Annotated in this window: 18 protein-coding genes; 5 read left to right on the forward strand and 13 right to left on the reverse strand. The window is 51.7% G+C overall.

Annotated elements, in window-relative coordinates; translation table 11 throughout:
• Positions 1 to 175 precede the first annotated feature (175 nt).
• The 4 genes from MKY58_RS15995 to MKY58_RS16010 all read right to left on the reverse strand — a co-directional run bounded on the left by MKY58_RS15995 (position 176) and on the right by MKY58_RS16010 (position 2331).
• Positions 176 to 475 carry a hypothetical protein gene (locus MKY58_RS15995; protein ID WP_339321158.1) on the reverse strand — a complete coding sequence of 100 codons (300 nt, stop codon included), beginning with the start codon at positions 473 to 475 and terminating at the stop codon, positions 176 to 178.
• Positions 391 to 711 carry a hypothetical protein gene (locus MKY58_RS16000; protein WP_339321159.1) on the reverse strand — a complete coding sequence of 107 codons (321 nt, stop codon included), beginning with the start codon at positions 709 to 711 and terminating at the stop codon, positions 391 to 393. The genes MKY58_RS15995 and MKY58_RS16000 overlap by 85 nt, the downstream gene beginning before the upstream one ends.
• Before the next feature lie 345 nt (positions 712 to 1056).
• Positions 1057 to 1578 carry a DUF4241 domain-containing protein gene (locus MKY58_RS16005; RefSeq protein ID WP_339321160.1) on the reverse strand — a complete coding sequence of 174 codons (522 nt, stop codon included), beginning with the start codon at positions 1576 to 1578 and terminating at the stop codon, positions 1057 to 1059.
• A gap of 237 nt (positions 1579 to 1815) precedes the next feature.
• Positions 1816 to 2331: a GNAT family N-acetyltransferase gene (locus MKY58_RS16010; RefSeq protein ID WP_339321161.1), complete on the reverse strand. Its 516-nt coding sequence runs from the start codon at positions 2329 to 2331 to the stop codon at positions 1816 to 1818.
• A gap of 359 nt (positions 2332 to 2690) precedes the next feature.
• Between MKY58_RS16010 and MKY58_RS16015 the strand changes: the two genes are divergently transcribed.
• Entirely contained in the window at positions 2691 to 3962 is a 1272-nt protein-coding gene (locus MKY58_RS16015) for an MFS transporter (protein WP_339321162.1), read from the forward strand.
• A gap of 160 nt (positions 3963 to 4122) precedes the next feature.
• Here MKY58_RS16015 and MKY58_RS16020 read toward each other — a convergent pair whose 3' ends face one another.
• The 3 genes from MKY58_RS16020 to MKY58_RS16030 all read right to left on the reverse strand — a co-directional run bounded on the left by MKY58_RS16020 (position 4123) and on the right by MKY58_RS16030 (position 6474).
• Complete coding sequence (locus MKY58_RS16020) at positions 4123 to 4662, reverse strand: BsuPI-related putative proteinase inhibitor (protein ID WP_339321163.1); 540 nt, start codon at positions 4660 to 4662, stop codon at positions 4123 to 4125.
• Between the two features lie 47 nt (positions 4663 to 4709).
• The gene (locus MKY58_RS16025) at positions 4710 to 5375 is read right to left on the reverse strand and encodes an HAD family hydrolase (RefSeq protein ID WP_339321164.1); all 666 of its coding nucleotides are present in this window, start codon (positions 5373 to 5375) and stop codon (positions 4710 to 4712) included.
• Between the two features lie 100 nt (positions 5376 to 5475).
• Entirely contained in the window at positions 5476 to 6474 is a 999-nt protein-coding gene (locus MKY58_RS16030; RefSeq protein WP_339321165.1) for an NADH:flavin oxidoreductase, read from the reverse strand.
• A 271-nt stretch (positions 6475 to 6745) separates the two neighbouring features.
• Here MKY58_RS16030 and MKY58_RS16035 point away from each other — a divergent pair, with 271 nt between their 5' ends.
• On the forward strand, positions 6746 to 7177 hold the full coding sequence (locus MKY58_RS16035; RefSeq protein WP_339321166.1) for an Lrp/AsnC family transcriptional regulator: 432 nt from the start codon (positions 6746 to 6748) through the stop codon (positions 7175 to 7177).
• 92 nt (positions 7178 to 7269) lie between these two features.
• Here MKY58_RS16035 and MKY58_RS16040 read toward each other — a convergent pair whose 3' ends face one another.
• Both MKY58_RS16040 and MKY58_RS16045 read right to left on the reverse strand, forming a co-directional pair.
• Positions 7270 to 8451, reverse strand: a complete 1182-nt coding sequence (locus tag MKY58_RS16040; RefSeq protein ID WP_339321167.1) for an ABC transporter permease — start codon at positions 8449 to 8451, stop codon at positions 7270 to 7272.
• A gap of 155 nt (positions 8452 to 8606) precedes the next feature.
• The gene (locus MKY58_RS16045) at positions 8607 to 9386 is read right to left on the reverse strand and encodes a nuclear transport factor 2 family protein (protein ID WP_339321168.1); all 780 of its coding nucleotides are present in this window, start codon (positions 9384 to 9386) and stop codon (positions 8607 to 8609) included.
• Between the two features lie 197 nt (positions 9387 to 9583).
• On the opposite strand from MKY58_RS16045, the gene MKY58_RS16050 reads away from it, so the two are divergent.
• The 3 genes from MKY58_RS16050 (at position 9584) to MKY58_RS16060 (ending at position 12313) form a co-directional block, all read left to right on the forward strand.
• Positions 9584 to 10189: a TetR/AcrR family transcriptional regulator gene (locus MKY58_RS16050; protein ID WP_339321169.1), complete on the forward strand. Its 606-nt coding sequence runs from the start codon at positions 9584 to 9586 to the stop codon at positions 10187 to 10189.
• Between the two features lie 56 nt (positions 10190 to 10245).
• Positions 10246 to 10713 carry a MarR family transcriptional regulator gene (locus MKY58_RS16055; protein WP_339321170.1) on the forward strand — a complete coding sequence of 156 codons (468 nt, stop codon included), beginning with the start codon at positions 10246 to 10248 and terminating at the stop codon, positions 10711 to 10713.
• A 169-nt stretch (positions 10714 to 10882) separates the two neighbouring features.
• The gene (locus MKY58_RS16060) at positions 10883 to 12313 is read left to right on the forward strand and encodes an MDR family MFS transporter (protein WP_339321171.1); all 1431 of its coding nucleotides are present in this window, start codon (positions 10883 to 10885) and stop codon (positions 12311 to 12313) included.
• Between the two features lie 85 nt (positions 12314 to 12398).
• Here MKY58_RS16060 and MKY58_RS16065 read toward each other — a convergent pair whose 3' ends face one another.
• The 4 genes from MKY58_RS16065 to MKY58_RS16080 are packed head-to-tail and all read right to left on the reverse strand — an operon-like array spanning position 12399 to position 16139.
• Positions 12399 to 13271, reverse strand: coding sequence for a sugar phosphate isomerase/epimerase family protein (locus MKY58_RS16065; RefSeq protein WP_339321172.1), 873 nt, complete (start codon positions 13269 to 13271; stop codon positions 12399 to 12401).
• Positions 13272 to 13328: 57 nt separating this feature from the next.
• Positions 13329 to 14612, reverse strand: a complete 1284-nt coding sequence (locus MKY58_RS16070; protein ID WP_212951593.1) for an alpha-L-fucosidase — start codon at positions 14610 to 14612, stop codon at positions 13329 to 13331.
• A 25-nt stretch (positions 14613 to 14637) separates the two neighbouring features.
• Positions 14638 to 15864 carry an extracellular solute-binding protein gene (locus MKY58_RS16075; RefSeq protein ID WP_339321173.1) on the reverse strand — a complete coding sequence of 409 codons (1227 nt, stop codon included), beginning with the start codon at positions 15862 to 15864 and terminating at the stop codon, positions 14638 to 14640.
• The gene (locus MKY58_RS16080; RefSeq protein WP_339321174.1) at positions 15759 to 16139 is read right to left on the reverse strand and encodes a hypothetical protein; all 381 of its coding nucleotides are present in this window, start codon (positions 16137 to 16139) and stop codon (positions 15759 to 15761) included. Before MKY58_RS16080 ends, MKY58_RS16075 begins: the two co-directional genes overlap by 106 nt.
• Positions 16140 to 16147 lie beyond the last annotated feature (8 nt).

Below are 16147 nucleotides of genomic sequence, written 5' to 3' on the forward strand. Positions count from 1 at the left end.
ATAATTCACAGTATATTCATAGGATATATAAGAATTTCCTATATCATACCCTTTAGCGGCGGCCATTTCCAGCTTTTTTTTGAAAAAAAAGGGGCGATTTGGGACATGGCAGCCGGAGCCCAAGAGCCCCCCGGATATTCGGCACAAAAAAAAGGAAGGCGCGATGGCCTTCCCCTCATTCTTCGGTATGGAACTGCGGTTCGGATTGATCATGCGGCACCGTGACGGCGATCGTGCGGACCGTCTGATTGACCGCTTTATCCGTTGCGATATACGTGATGGTATAAACCCGGGATTTCTTCGCGCGCAGGCGGAACGACGCGGCAGCCGAGCCTATCTCGGCTTCGATATCGTTCGGATCCCGGTCAGATGCATTGCTCGAAATGGACGTTAACAGGACGGATGCGATGCCTGAACGGTATCCTCCGCGCTTACCGAAGCCTGCACCGGAACCATTTTGTGATTCGGCGGCCAAATGACCGTTTCGCTCAGACAGAGATCGAACGAGGGTGCCGTTTTGTCGATTTTGACCGTAATCGTATGCGGCTCCTCCGCATTTCCCGCTTTGTCGACGCTCCAGTACACAATCGTATGCACGCCATCCGCGCCCAGCGTAACGGAGTTACCGGCCTGCTCCTCTCCGCCGTCAACCGTATAGCAGGATTCCGCGTACGAAGCGCTGAAGGTAACGGTCGCGTCGTGTTGACCCATCCCTGAGGCGCGTTATCCGCCGTCGTTGGAGGCACGGTATCCTGCATCGTCACGCTTCCGTGCAATCTGACCTCCGCCATGTTCCCGAACCCGTACCGATATATTCGGATATATCGGTACGGGTTCGGATCGCTATCGAATGATTATTCTGATTATAGCATCCCTCATGCACATCTTGGACTACATTATTGGTAAATGATCCCTTGACGCAAGGCAGGAGAACCGATTCCCTGACCATTGGCGGCTGGCGTTTTGATTCTGAAAGAAAAAGAAGACCGGAAACCGGCCTTCTTCGCTGACTGTATGGAACCGGACGATCGGGCAGGAACTATGTGCCTTTCAAGCTTAAAGGTCCGCTTCTTTGATAAAGACAATTTTCACGCCGATAATCCGGCCTTCGCCATCGGCAGCGGCATACGCTGCATAGCCTCCGTCGCCAAAGCCGGAATGCGAAACCACGCCCCCGTCCAGCACGCCGGCCTCTGTTTCGCTTCCTGTTATATCGCAGCAGGCAAGATACCACTCGCTGTCCGTCGTATCCGGCTCCGGCGCTTCCGGATCGGGAATGCGGTACTTGCTCGCATCGAATATGCCCGCCTGCCCGCTGTCCACGCCGACGATGAAATTGCATTTCACCCATTCCAGCCGATCTTGCTGATCCGTATATGCGCTGTGGCAAGCGACCAGCTTGGCGCAGGCTTCGCCCCAGTCCCTCACCTCGGCCTTGTGAACGAAAGCGTCCCAGGCGCCGTTTAACGGGCGGTCCAACACGCCCATAATGATCGTGTCCGGGTTCAAGTCGTAACACGGATCGGATACGACCATTTTGCCGGATGTGATTTCAAATTGTCCCAATGGAATCATCATGTTTCATTTCCCCTCTCTGTTCCCCATCGATTGCGATACGCTGGTATGTATATAAAATAGCCGGCGGGACCGAAAAATTCAGACTTCCCCTTCAGCTCTATTCGCTCCTCTCGACCCATTCCCCTTCATATTCGCGGACAATGCCTTCTGCATCCGTCCGAAGTCGAGCGGTGTAGCCGCTGAGTGAACGATATTCGTATTTCGCCTCTACGCGTGGTCACTCATGCCCGGTCCGGGTTATAACGATATTTCCTTATAATACAAAACGGTGGCGTCCAAGCTTCCGTCGGCTGAACGGGCAAAATGCGGAATTTTGCCGGCCTCGATGAATCCGAGCGATCGGTACAACCCATTCGATGGATCTCCTTCCCTCGTATCCAGAACAAGCAGCGTCCTGTTCTCTTGGCGTGCCGCCTCTTCCGCCGTCTCCATCAGCATCCGGGCGATGCCGCATCTCCGGGCTTCCGGGGATACCATAAGCTTCGCGATTTCCGCGCGATGCGCGGCATTGGGTTTCATGGCGAGGTGAAGCTGCACCGTTCCCGCCGCCCGGCCATCCTTCTCCGCAATCCATAATCGAACTCCCGGCGATATCGCCTGTTCCCAATATTTCTTCGCCTCCTGCTCCGAAAGCGGCGGCAAAAATCCAATCGATGCCCCGTCATCGACGACGCGGATCAGGACATCCGACAGCTGTTCCAACAGATCCGCATCGATCGCTGTGACCTCAAAGATATGAATTCGTTCGTTCACTGACACCCTCCCCTTCCTGTATGAACCTGATCTAATGACGATGCGAGACAGCGGTTTGTTTCATTCGATCATAGCCGATCTGGACGGAAAACGGTAGTCAAAAGATAAACTTTTTTAACATTTGCGGACCCTTGAAAACCAGGACATTTCGGATGCGCGCCAAACCCGTTTCTGTCGATCATAAGAACCTTTGCCGAAGCAGTTATGCGTTTCCTTGCTTTGGATTCGTTCAAGGGAGAAGCATCCCCGAATCTGTCTCTTCCCCACGGACATCTTCCATTTTCTGCTTCCCACGGGGAGAACCTCCTGCTACAATGGGGATGACCATACAACGATGACAATGACGGGGGATCGGCAAAATGCATGTACTGCATGCGGTTACATCAGGATGGAAACTTCTTGGCCGCAATATCCGGCTTTTTTTTCTGGCGAATTTGCTGTACCAAATCGGGACGGGCATGTTTTCGGTGCTTTACAACTTGTATATTCAAGCATTAGGGTATGAAGACACGATGAACGGGACGATCGTCAGCGTGCAGTCCTTGGCGACGGCGCTCGTATTTATACCGATCGGGCTGATCGCCGACAGGGCCAGCCATAAGCTGCTCCTTTCGCTTGGCGCGATGCTTACGGGACTAAGCTTTATGGGAAGGGCTTTTGCGAGCGGGGAATCGGGACTGGTGCTGCTGGCGGTGGCCGCCGGCTTGTTTGCCGCCTTTTTTCAGGTGATCGCCGTCCCTTTCCTCGCGGAAAATACGGATAAACAGCAGCGGCTGAAAATATTCAGCTACCACTTCTCCCTCGTGCTTGCGGCGCAGGTGCTCGGCAGCAGCGGGGGCGGCGTTTTGGCGGATCTGCTGCAGCAGGCGGGGATGGAAAAAATCCATAGTCTGCAAACGGTGCTGTTCATCGGGGGCGCGGCAAGCTTGCTGGCGTTTATTCCGCTTTTGTTCGTCCAAAAAACGGTGAAGGAACACGTGCCGGTCGAAACCGCCGTGCCGGAGGCGGCAGCCACACCAGCGGTTCCGGCCAAGGATGACTGGAAAGCCATCTGCAAATTCACGTTCGCCCAACTGATCGTCGGAACGGGCTCCGGGCTTGTCGTGCCTTATTTGAATCTTTATTTTACGAACCGTTTTGCCGTTTCGTTATCGGCTGTCGGGATTTTGATTTCGCTCGGCCAGGTGATGACCATCGTATCGATGCTCATCGGACCCACGCTGGCGAACCGGGTTGGCCCCGTAAAGGCCGTTGTGCTGTTCCAAATGATGTCGTTGCCGTTCCTGCTGCTGACCGGTTTCACGAACTTGTTCGTCATCGCGTCGATCACGTTCCTGTTCCGGCAGGCGCTCATGAATGCGGCCAATCCCATCCAGTCCTCCATCATGGTAGACCGGGTATCGGACGCGCGCCGGGGCATCGCCAATTCCATGACCCAAGCCGCATTTATGCTCGGCTGGGCGACGATGGGACCGGTGCAGTCGTTCCTGCTGACGGCCTACGGAACCTATTGGGGATATGCGATCACCTTCAGCATGACCGGCGTTTTGTACATCACCGCGTCGGCGATGTATTATTTTATGTTCAAAGAAGGAAAAACCGCAGCTTCCAAAGCAGCGGCCGCGGTGTAACTTCTATTCCTATCTTCTTAATTTACAAAGGTGTTTCTGTCAGTCCGAAGGCGATGCCCTTCCGCCTTTTGCATAAAACCACTCCTCATTAATAGAAGAAAAGAAGAGCTAACGGCAAATTTTTTGACCGTTGGCTCTTCTAATTAAAATGTAGATCGTTTTATAAAACTTCAACCACTGTAGTAGCGGTCAGATCTTCCGTAGATAAGCTTCCATTTTCGGTATCGAGACGAATCAACATAACGACCTTTATTTTATAACGGCCTTTGGAAACATGACGGCCCTTTACATCTTTATAATCCCATGTTTCTTTGTAGCTTAGTACCTCCTCATTCTTAAATTCCCTTTGTATTGATTTCATGGGAAATACTCTATTTGTAGACCACCTGTAAACTTCTTCATTTTCCTCATTCATTATAAATATCTCGTATTTTTGAGATCCGTAGTAAATTAGTTGGTCTTTCCCTGAAATGTTTCGAAGATTAAAAAGAATGGTTATGCGGTCTTCCTCTTTGATGGTATCTATGGAAGTTTTCATTACCTTACTTATAGGCTCCATTCTTTTCATGGTTTGAGTTTCTAAATGGCCTTCATTTTTGACATCATTCCCGCTTGGAAGGTCACTTGTTTTCAAGGTATCACAGGAGTTACAAAACGTTATCAATATTAGACAGGAAATCCATATTGTAAGTTTTTTCATACCCTTTTTCACCTCAAGTCATTGACGAGGACAATATGGAAAATGTTTCAAAAAGACTCCTGCCGCCCCTCTTCAAAAAACGCCCTCAACTCCTCCACGGTTCGCACATGATACGTCGGCCGAATCGCGGTCAGCTCCTCCTCGCTTCCGTATCCGAAACCCACCGCTACCGAATCGATGCCGTTTTTTTGCGCGCCGATGATGTCATGCTTGCGGTCCCCGATCATGATGGATTCTTCCTTGCGTAAGCTAAACTTCTCGATCACCGTGGCGATGATCTCCGCTTTGTCGGATAACGTTCCATCCAAATGGCTGCCGCAGACGTATTCGAAATAAGCATCGATGCCAAAATGCTTCAGCACCTCCACCGCAAATACGGTAGGCTTCGAAGTGGCCACGAATAACTTCCGGCCCTGTCCCTTTAGCGCCTCAAGCAATTCATGGATGCCATCGTACAGTTCGTTTTCGTAGATGCCCCGATCCTGGAAATATTCACGGTATTTCTCGACCGCCAGCACCGAATCCCGCTCCGAAAAGGAGTGGATCTCCCGAAAGGAGCTTGCAAGCGGCGGACCAATATACGGTATGAGCGTATCCGGATCCGCCACCTGAATGCCCCAATGGGTTAATGCGAATTGCACCGACTTCGTGATTCCGGCCTTCGGGTCCGTTAGCGTGCCGTCGAGGTCAAACAGGACGTTTGGATATTGCATGGCTTCTCCCCCTTTTAAAATCCCCCCGGCACCATCCTTTCGATCAAATGCCGCTTCCTCTTACTATATAAAGATTTTGCAAAAAGGGATAGAGAAGTTTTTAATGCTGCGATACCATCTCCGGGGCCAAAAAGGTATTCCGGATATAATCCGGATCCTGAAGCAGCGGTCTGCCGACCGCGATAAAATCGGCCAGGTTTTCCGATACGATGAATTCCGCAAGCGACGGGTCATAGATTTTTCCGACGGCGATCACCGGAATGCCCACGTATTGTTTTATAATGGAAGCATAAGGAACCTGGTATCCATCGGGAGTCGCGAGCGGATTGACCGGCAGCAGACCGCCGGAGGACACGTCCACCGCATCGATGTAGGCTTCCAGCCCTTGGAGGATCTTCCCGACTTCGACGGGAGTCAATCCTCCTTCGGCAAAATCGGATGCGGATACCCGGACGATCACGGGATAGTTTCTTCCCGTCTCCGAACGCACGGCTTCCAGGATTTCTTTTAAGAAACGGCTGCGGTTTTCGAGCGATCCGCCATATTGGTCGGTCCGCCGGTTGGACAGCGGGGACAGGAATTGATGCACCAAATGCCCGTGAGCCGCATGCACCTCGATGCCGTCGAACCCCGCCTGCAAGCTTCTTCGGGCTGCGAGGCGGAAATTCTCCACTTCGGCGCGGATGTCCGCGACGCTCATCTGCTCCGGAACGCCGTATTCATCATCGTAGGCGATGGCACTTGGAGCAAGCAGCCGCGATGCGCCGTTTCGCCAAGATTTTCTGCCGCCATGCGTCAATTGAATGAATACCGGCGTATCCTTGGCGTGAACAGCATCGACGACCGGTTTCAAAAATGCGGTATGGGCGTCGGTAAAAATGCCGATGTCATTGTGAAATAGCCGCCCATTCGGGGAAACGCCGGTCGATTCGATAATCAACAGCCCTGCCCCGGATGCCAATTTCGCGTAATGCTGCACGTGGTAATCGGTCGCAAACGATTCGGGCGTCCCCTGCCACTGCTGCATCGGGGATACGATCAGACGATTTTTCAAAGTCAGCTTTCCTATATTTTTTTCGCTTAAAATGGTTGTGTTCATCCGCTAAACCCTCCTGAATGTTGAACTTGTGTACTGCTTCTTTTTTAATTACAGTTTATCGGGCGGAGGGCTGGCGTGCCATGCCAATAACAAGTTTTCCTTCCCGTTTTACTATGGATTTGAAGGACTATTTCCCCTTATACTTAAAAAATGAAAGCAGCCGTTGCTTGGCGGTGCGATGCCGATAATCGCGCATGCCTTGAAGGCGCCAGGAATAAATCCTATTTCGTAAGATCATATGCTACATGCCGCCAAAGGAGGATGTCCCCTAATGGATCAAACCGACTTGAAAATATTGAATATACTGCAGGACAACGCCCGGATTACCATTTCCGAATTGGGCCGGATGATCAACATGACCGGGCCGGCGGTCACGGAACGGGTACGGAGGCTGGAGGAAAAAGGAGTGATCCGTTCGTATCGGGCCATGCTTTCTCCCGAAAAACTCGGAAAAGCCATTACCGCGTTTGTGGCCATTCAGGCGAACCGCTGCGACCTGTTCACGGATTTTTGCCGGCGGTCGCCGGACGTCGCGGAAGTCCATCAGATCAGCGGCCAGTTTAACTTCCTCATCAAGGTCGTCACCGAATCGATGCAATCGCTTGACCGATTCCGGAAGGAATGCAGCGAATACGGATTTACGCAGACGATGACCGTGCTCTCGACCCCGTTCGATCCCAAAGGCGTGCCTCTTGACGTTTAAAAGGCTGGCCGCCCGGATGTTTCGTAGGGTGGAACGTTCGTTTCCACCCGCCCCAACACCGGCAATGCAACGCTGATGCCCCTTGCCTCATTTTATCCGCCGATAACCGTGGTCGACACCGCATCTGAAGCATGATTCGCCTTCAATCCCGAAGCCAGCAGCAGCGCCAAAAATCCCCCGGCGACGCCCCACAAAACAAATACGTTCGAAGAGGCCGCACCCAACCCGCCAAAGTACATCGCTTCCCGCAATCCTTCTGCTGCAAACCGAAGCGGCGTCCACGAATAAATCCATTCTCGCGTCGCCTGGGACAAAAACTCCGGAGCCATGTTCAGCAGCGGTAAGGAGAAAAACATCAGCAGGACGAGCAGCGGCATCGCCGGGAATCCGATCCAATTCAGCAAAGAAGATTGCAGCAGGAAAAACGCCGATCCGGCCAACCATAGGAACAACCAAATCTCCCCCGTGTTCACCAGCTCCATGCCGTACCACGACGAAGCCATCCATAGGGTGAAACCCGACGCTATGCCGGCGATCACAAGTCCAGCGATCGCTTGCAGCGCGCTGACCGTCCACCTTCTGGAACCCGCCGCTACCGCTTTCCGGCTAGTCAGAAACATGACGACTCCGGTCACCAGGCTGCCGATCCACATGATCTGAATCAATAACCCCGGCGCATTCCCCGACGCATGGTTCGCCCCCGGCGGATGCACGACTTCCTCCTGAACGTTCATCGGCGCCATAAAAGCTTTAGCCGTCTCCACCGGAACTTGCCCCGTTTGTTGCCCGACTTGCCCAAGCAGCTGTTGTGCCAGCTCCCGGCTGATCAAGTTCATCGCTTGCCCCAAAACCTGTCTTACGACCGTCGAGGCTTGAGCGTTCATCCCCTCGTTGGCGATGATCTTCACCTTAGGGTGAATCGGCGAGGGAGTGGATAACGAGAGCATTCCGCTGCTCAGATCCGATGGAAGCACTAATGCTCCGTAATATTCGCGTTTATCCAGTCCTTCCCGGGCTTTTTCCTCGGAATCCACGACATGCCAGGCCAAAGGCAGCGCCCGGTTCGACAACATTTGATCCCGGATCTTCTCCCCGACCGCCAACGTTTCTCCATTCGGCAGCCCCGCAGGCCGGTCAAGGATAACAAGGGCAACCGGAAGCTCCTTGGGCTTTGATCCAAGCACCGATCCCATCATCGCCGCCCCGAATACGACCAAAGCGACCAGGACGATCGCCAGTCCCAGCCACGTCATTTTTTGTTTCAGCATGATCATGATCCTCTACTCCTCGTCTCTATACAAATGAACAAAAATAGCGTTGCTGCGGCAACGCGACCGTATCCATTGGGTACTCCGATTTATTCGTAATGCGAAAGACATCACCCCTTAGAAATCGGCGATGTCTTTCTTGTTATTCAGCTGGGCCAACCTTAAAATCTGCTGTTCGAATTATTGCGTTTTTCCGCCGGCAGGATCGCCTCGACGACGTCCCAATGTTCGGCGATCTTTCCATCCTCTACGCGGAACAAATCGTAGAAAGCCGTAGGTCGGCCGTCGAAGACCCCTTCACTCACGGTAAGAACAAAATCGCCTTGTCCGATCACCTGATGAAGATGAGTATATTCGAATGTAATATTTTTTTCCGCCAGTGCCTGCAATGCGGCATGAAGACCCGAAAGCCCGTCCGCAATATGCGGACTATGCTGAATGTAGCGGTCCCCATCAAAATAAGTGTTCAGCAGGTCCGGGTTTTTCCCAAATAAAATGTTCTCGACATAGCTTTTGACAAGCGTTTTGTTCGCGTCCGTCTTGTCGATATCCTGAATCGTGACCGGTCCGTCAATCATCGTATGGTTGCTTGGGGTTTTCTCCACCATCTCTTGCAAATTATCCCAATGTTCGACGATCAGTCCATTTTCAAAACGGAAAATATCAATAGCGATTTTGGGGCCGAAAAAATCATATACGGAATGAAGCACCACATAATTACCGTCGACCAAAGCGCGTTTAATGCTTACCTTAGTTCCAGCTTCCTTCAAATGCGCAAGTGCGCCAAGCATAGCTTCACGACCATCGAGTAAAGCCTGGTTATGCTGGATGTATTTTTCCGGATGCACGTAAGCCGTAATCGCTTCGGGGTTGCCGCTCTCCAAACTTTCCAGCACGGCGATGGCCTTATGGACGAGCTCATTTTGATTGTTTAATGTCATTGGGATATCCTCCTAATATAAATTTATAGACATCAAGATAAATAATGAACGTCATGTTGTTTATTTATCTGTTGCTCATTATAATGAAGGTGAATATGGCGCTCAATATTCAATATTTTTAGTTTTGAAGGATAACATACAAATTCACATCACTTTGTCGCTTAACGATCGAAATTTTATTTGGGAGAACGAAAACCATGGACAAAAAAACCGATTTAAGAGTGCTGCGCACGAAACAATCGATTCGAAAAGCGTTTTTTGAACTGATTCAGGAAAAAGGGTATGAAGCGATCACGATCCAGGATATTGCCGATCGGGCCATGATCAATCGAAATACGTTTTATCTTCACTACCAAAATAAACCTGATTTGTTGGATATATGTATGGAGGAGTTGTTAAGCGAATTAAAGAAAGCAATCGTCCTATGTCCGATCCACATGAATCCTTTCAGCATTTCCAGGCTCGAGGCGGTCATGCAAGCGGTATTGGAGCATGTTTCGGGCAACATTTCTTTTTACGACGCGATGTTGATTGAGGAAAATAGAATCTATCCGTTTCGAGCGAAAATGGAGAATATCATTAGAGACAAATTAAATGAGGGGTGGAATCCTGCGCAGGCAGATCCCCCTTTGGCGATATCCAAGGATTTGCTGCTCGAATATCTCGTGTCGTCTTTCATGGGAGTTATTGTTTGGTGGATTCAAAACGAGGTGCCCCTGCCTGCGGATGAAGTTGCCTCCCAATTTAGTAAAATCGTTGCGTACGGGCATTGGAAAGCTGCCGGCATTGCCATTGAGGAATAAAATCAGCATAATATTCAATATCATGCTGCATGCAGCGACGGGCGGGAGGACAGGCCATGAACAAACAAGAACAGGTCATGACTGATTTCAGGGACTTATTTAACAAGATGGCTTGGCTTAATAGAAACAAAATGGAAGACAGCCTTAAAGGTTATAAGCCTTCTGAAGTACATTGCATCGAAGCCATCGGAAAAAACGCAGACCCCAACGTGACCAAACTCGCGGAGTCCCTTTATATGACTAGAGGCGCCATAAGTAAATTAACGAAGAAGCTCATGGAAAAAGGCCTGATCGATAGCTACCAGAAGCCGGATAACAAGAAAGAAATCTATTTTAGGCTAACGAAGCTAGGGAAAGACATTTATAACATCCATGAGGAACTGCACAAAGAATTTCAAGAACGGGACCAAGCTGTATTTAAGCAGGTAACCGAGGAACAATTTGACGGTATGCTTCGCTTCATTGAAGCGTATAGCAAGCATTTGGATGCAGAAATAAAGAAACAGGGTATAAGCATTAATTAAGTTAAAGCGCATTTGAATCATGAAAATGCAACCACAGGCAGCCGGGCTCGATTGAGAGCAGGCTGCTTTTTTGCATCTTCGCTTTTGTTGACAAGGAAACAATATTGCGATATTGTTGACAAGGAAACAAATAATGCGAATAACAACAACCTCGGAGAGGAGAAATAAAATGGCAAAAGACAAAGTAAAGGAACCCGGATTACCCCGGGGAATCCTCATGACTGCCTGGGCGATTGCACTTGGAGCCATTGCTCCCATGCTGGACTCAACGATGGTGAACATCGCCGTCGATACATTATCGAAGGATTTCAACACGACATTGGATACCATTCAATGGGCCATTACAGGTTATGTGTTAGCCCTTGCGATTGCGGTTCCCGTATCCGGCTGGCTGATGAACAAATTTAACGGGAAGAAAATCTTTATCGGAGCGGTCATCGCCTTCGGTCTCATTTCCGTTTTGGCAGGTGCTAGCTGGGATATTTCCAGCTTCATCTTCTTTCGTTTGCTTCAAGGATTCAGTGCGGGGATCATTACCACGCTCATGTCAACCCTATTGGTTCACACGGCTGGTCCGGAAAATGTAGGGAAAGTGATGGCCATCGTCAGCACGCCTATGATTCTCGGACCGATCTTAGGGCCGGTCATCGGGGGATTCATCGTTCAAGGGGCATCATGGCACTGGATATTCTTCATCAACGTGTTTATTGTTCTGATTGCTGCACCCCTGATGATAAAAAAAATCCCGGACTTTGAACCGTTCGACAAAGACAGTACGCTCGATGTTTTTGGAATTATTGATTTGTCCTTCTTGAGTGCTGCCTTGATATACGGCATTACGAAAGCAGCGGACCATGCGTCTTTTAACAATCGCGAAACCATCCTGTGGGTGGGCATTGGTCTGGCTTTAGCCGTCATTTACTCCGTATATAATCGGATCCGGAAGAATCAAACCGTGCTTCCAATGAATTTATTTGCACGCAAGAGCTTCGCGGCTTCGAGTATCGGTTTGTTCTTGGCGAATATATCCGTCATGGGCCCGATGTTGATCCTGCCGTTATTCTTCCAAAACTTCCGTCATTTCACGGCAATCGAAGCAGCGCTGGCGTTAATTCCCCAGGGTGTCGGGATGCTCGTTACCCGGCCGATGATCGGAAAAATGATTGATAAGATCGGTGCGAAATACGTGGTCATGGTCAGTCTCGTTCTTTCGCTTATCGGATCGCTTCCGCTAATCTTCATTACCGATCAAACAAGCATGATCTGGATTTCCATCGTATTGTTCATCCGGGGGACCAGTTTCGGAGGAATTATGCTTCCGCTCACGAGTGACGCTTATACAGGACTTGACGGCAAACTACTTCCGAAAGCAGGCGTCGGCTTAAATATGATTGAAAACCTTGGCTCCAGCTTTGGCTCGGCTGTGATGGCAACCGTCGTCGCAACGGCCCAGCAAGGGATGCAGCCGACGATTGCCAACGGATTAAAAGGTTATCATGCCGGATTCTTGGTATCCGTCGTTGTCCTTGCGGCAATCTTCATTCCGGGTCTATTCCTTACCCATAAAAAGAGGGCGAAAAGCTTTGATTCGTCTATATAACCCGGGAACGGCCGGAATCCGGAGATACAAAAAAGCGCTGCCTGCGGAATCAACCGCCAGCAGCGCCTTAAACATGTGTTACGGATTATACCTCATCCCAAATTCGTCTTAAATTTTCAAGGCCCAGCTTCGTGCCTTCCCGGCACTCCTCCATGCCTTCGAATTCCAGCGTGACGTATCCGTCGTAACCGGACGCCTTGATCATCCGCAGCACCCGCCGCACGTCGATATCTCCTTGCCCGAAGATCGATCCCCGCAGGTAATTTCCGTGGGACGAGCGGAACCAGGCCCCGCCCCCTGGGTTCTGATCGGCCGGACGGATGTAGAAATCTTTGACGTGAATCAGCGAAGCAAACGGCAGGTTCCGCTTTACGCCGACCAGCGGCTGCTCATCGACGCAGAGAAAATTGCCGATGTCGAGCGTCGTTTTGAAATTTGGACGGTCCACGGCCCGAAGCACCCGCTGCACCCGGTCGCTGGCCTGCACGCTGACGCCGTGGTTTTCGATCGTGGTCGTGATGCCGTATTGCGCCGCATAATCCGCGATGCGCCGACAGCCCTCCACGATTTGCGCCAGATTGTCCTCCAGATAGTCGATGCCCCATTTTTCGGGCGGGAGCGTAAAAGCCGTCACGTCGTGGCGCATATGCTTCATCCCAAGGCGATGGACCGTATCCACATGTCGCTTGACCCTTTCCATTTCGGCTTCAAACGCTTCCGGAGTTTCCTGCACGAAATTCGCGGGCATCGAATAGTTGGACAATGCGATGCCTTTTGCGGCTGCCCGCTCGCGGACGGCATCCGCGAGATCCGGCTGGTCCTCCAGGGTGAAGCCGTAAGGAACGATCTCCATATGTTCCCCGCCCTGCTCCGCAATCCAATCGATGACGTCCAGGACCGTCATCTCTCCAGCTTTGATCGCTTGAAGCAAACTATAGGTGCTGACTCCAGGTTTCATTCCGTTCATCCTCCCTTTCGGTATCGATATCAACAGCTCATTTGGACGATCAAACGCTTACAATTCCTCCGTCAGTTCAAGCTCAATGACCGTATCCAGTTCATCCGGCAAGTCTCCTCCGGGGATGTGAATGAACGCGCCGCTTTCCGTATCCGAATATTGGTCCGCCATCCAAGGCGTATGCACATGGAGTTCGCTGCCGTCCGCAAGCAGGCGGGCTTTTTTGATTTTGCCCTTCAATCCCTGGAAGTAAATCGGCCCGATGCCCCGGTCGAAGACGTGCGCGTACAGCTTGTTGCCGCGCTGGGTGTAGCGGCCCCACTCCGGCTTCGGCAGCTTGGCGATGCCGCAGCCGTAAATGCTGTCGCCGTTGCGGCGCAGCCACTCGCCGACCGTCTCCAAAATTTCAAGCGATTCCTTCGGAATTTCGCCTTTGGCATCCGGGCCGACGTTCAGAAGCAGATTGCCGTTTTTGCTGACGCATTCGACGAGCGCGCGGATGACCTGGCGCGGAGATTTGTAATTCCGGTCGGTCGCGTGGTATCCCCAGTGGTCGTTCAGCGTAATGCACGCTTCCCATGGAATCGGCTCGCCCGCCGAATTGACGATGCCCTGGGGCGGAATGATCTGCTCCGGCGAGAAGAAATCCCCGGCGTACACTTCAGGCTCCGCCGCCATGATATTGCCGCCGAGCCGGTTATCGATCACGATATCCGGCTGCAGGGAACGGATCATTTGGATAAGTTCGGTCGCGCGCCATTTCTCTCCTGTCATGTCGTCGTAAGAAAAATCGAACCACATGATATCGATTTTGCCGTAGTTGGTCAGCAGCTCCCGGACCTGGCCGTGCATATAGTCGAGGTAACGGTCAAAATCGATCTTTTTGTCCTTGTAAGCCTCGTTGTCGCGCATCGGATGCTGACGGTCGCCATAAGCCGGATAATCGTCATGATACCAGTCGATCAAGGAATAATAGAAACCGACCTTCAGCCCCTCCTCGCGGAAAGCATCCACGTATTCGCGAACGAGGTCGCGCCCCGCCGGCGTATTCGTCGCCTTGTAATCGGTCAGCTGGCTGTCGAACAAGCAAAAACCGTCGTGATGTTTCGTCGTAAGCACCGCATATCGCTGTCCGGCAGCTTTGGCCGCTTTGGCCCAGCTCTTCGGATCGTATAGCACCGGATTAAATTCTTCGAAATAAGGCTGGTATTGCTCGTTGGTGATCCGCTCCTGGCTTCGCACCCATTCCCCTCGGGCTGGAATCGCATACAATCCCCAGTGGATAAAAAGGCCGAAACGGTCGTTCATCAGCGGCAGCGTTCGTTCGAAACGCGGATTCATGTCGTATTACCTCCGTTTGCTAGGTTTATTTTTTGTTCTTTTCATCGTAAGCCGTCTGGTAAATCTCCAGATATCGCTTCAGGTTCATCGCGTCGAGCTGGCTGACGTAGCTGTCCCAATCCGCATCCAGGCTGGCGTCGCCAATGACGAAGCGGGCGATCATTTCATCCACGTAGTCATTGATTGTTTTCGCCAGGTCGGCGATTTCGGACGCCTGCTCGTTCGTCAGGAACAGCGGCGGTACCGTGCTGACATCCTTCGGTTTATACGGCTCATATTTATTCTTCGTCTCGTTGTACAGAATTACCTCTAAATCGTCGTCACCTTTTGCGACGGCAGACAATCTGAAATCGTTCGTACGCAGCGCAGGGCCGGTTTGCGCCCAGTTGACGTTTTGCACCGTGCCGTAGGATTTAAGCTCCGACCACACCGCAGGTTTGCCGTTGATACCGATTTCTCCTTCCTTGGCGTCGCGCCATTCCTGATCCGGACGGCCGTACACGCTCCGCAGCGTCATCTCTTTTTCGTACAGCCCGTCGGCCCAGCGGAGCGCCAGCTCCGGATTTTTGGCTTTTTTGGTGATGATGAAGGCGCCCGGCGTCAAAGCCGTCGTGTCGACGGCGGCATACTGCACGCCTCCCGGTCCTTTTAACGGCGGAACCGCTTTGTATTCCTTCCAGCGTCCGCTGTCCCCCATGAGCTGCGTGAATACGCCTTCATGTCCGCCCGTGGATGCCCCCAAGATGACCGTACCCGGATTTTCCCCCTGCTGAATCAGCTGGTTTTCGTCCTGGGTGAACGATTCCGGCGCAATCAGGCCTTCCTTGTAGAGTTTGTTCAGATACCGCAGGCCCTCGCGCCATTCCGGCTTGTTGAAGGCCACGTCCAGTTTGCCGTCCTTAATGAACATATGCTTGCTGCTTGATCCGTACACCGGATTATAGATAAAAGAGTTCATCAGGAACGCGTCGATGGTCGAACGCCATGATTTTTGCGTGATGGACAGCGGGATTTCGTCCTTTTTCCCGTTGCCGTTCGGGTCGTTTTCCTTAAAAGCCTTCAGCACGTTGTAGAGCTCGTCGGTCGTTTTCGGCATCTCGAGCCCCAGTTTCTTGAGCCACGGCTCATAGATCCACATTTTTTGGCTCATCGAGCAGTGGTAGCAATCGTTGACCTCGGGGAGCGCATAAATGTTGCCGTCGATCGCCGTGACCGTTTTTCCTGCATGCTTTGTTCCGGAACGACCTCCCATTCGATATGGACGTTCGTTTTTTCCTCATACCATTTGGTGAACTCGTTCGTTTCGAAATTTTCCACCAGCGGGTTGCCGCGCACCATGATTTTCAGCGTTGTTTTTTCTTTAACGAGCGGATAAGTCCCCGGCGGCGTCAGCTCTACAGTGCCCGCAGCGGGCGGGTTGCTTCCTTTCGTATCCGCGCTCCCCTCTTTCGCGCCCCCGGAGCAGCCTGCGAGCAGCATGCCGGCGGCAATGACGATCCCCGCGATTTTATTCAGCTTTTTATACATAACGCCCC

It is taken from the genome of Paenibacillus sp. FSL W8-0194 (genome assembly GCF_037969745.1).
Lineage (GTDB): Bacteria > Bacillota > Bacilli > Paenibacillales > Paenibacillaceae > Paenibacillus_AQ > Paenibacillus_AQ cookii.

Coding starts and splice junctions, on each gene's coding strand:
- MKY58_RS16015 (WP_339321162.1), top strand. CDS start 2,691: ATGCATGTACTGCATGCGGTTACATCAGGATGGAAACTTCTTGGCCGC.
- MKY58_RS16020 (WP_339321163.1), bottom strand. CDS start 4,662: ATGAAAAAACTTACAATATGGATTTCCTGTCTAATATTGATAACGTTT.
- MKY58_RS16045 (WP_339321168.1), bottom strand. CDS start 9,386: ATGACATTAAACAATCAAAATGAGCTCGTCCATAAGGCCATCGCCGTG.
- MKY58_RS16025 (WP_339321164.1), bottom strand. CDS start 5,375: ATGCAATATCCAAACGTCCTGTTTGACCTCGACGGCACGCTAACGGAC.
- MKY58_RS16040 (WP_339321167.1), bottom strand. CDS start 8,451: ATGATCATGCTGAAACAAAAAATGACGTGGCTGGGACTGGCGATCGTC.
- MKY58_RS16060 (WP_339321171.1), top strand. CDS start 10,883: ATGGCAAAAGACAAAGTAAAGGAACCCGGATTACCCCGGGGAATCCTC.
- MKY58_RS16035 (WP_339321166.1), top strand. CDS start 6,746: ATGGATCAAACCGACTTGAAAATATTGAATATACTGCAGGACAACGCC.
- MKY58_RS16065 (WP_339321172.1), bottom strand. CDS start 13,271: ATGAAACCTGGAGTCAGCACCTATAGTTTGCTTCAAGCGATCAAAGCT.
- MKY58_RS16070 (WP_212951593.1), bottom strand. CDS start 14,612: ATGAATCCGCGTTTCGAACGAACGCTGCCGCTGATGAACGACCGTTTC.
- MKY58_RS16000 (WP_339321159.1), bottom strand. CDS start 711: ATGGGTCAACACGACGCGACCGTTACCTTCAGCGCTTCGTACGCGGAA.
- MKY58_RS16050 (WP_339321169.1), top strand. CDS start 9,584: ATGGACAAAAAAACCGATTTAAGAGTGCTGCGCACGAAACAATCGATT.
- MKY58_RS16075 (WP_339321173.1), bottom strand. CDS start 15,864: ATGGGAGGTCGTTCCGGAACAAAGCATGCAGGAAAAACGGTCACGGCG.
- MKY58_RS16030 (WP_339321165.1), bottom strand. CDS start 6,474: ATGAACACAACCATTTTAAGCGAAAAAAATATAGGAAAGCTGACTTTG.
- MKY58_RS16055 (WP_339321170.1), top strand. CDS start 10,246: ATGAACAAACAAGAACAGGTCATGACTGATTTCAGGGACTTATTTAAC.
- MKY58_RS16005 (WP_339321160.1), bottom strand. CDS start 1,578: ATGATGATTCCATTGGGACAATTTGAAATCACATCCGGCAAAATGGTC.
- MKY58_RS16080 (WP_339321174.1), bottom strand. CDS start 16,139: ATGTATAAAAAGCTGAATAAAATCGCGGGGATCGTCATTGCCGCCGGC.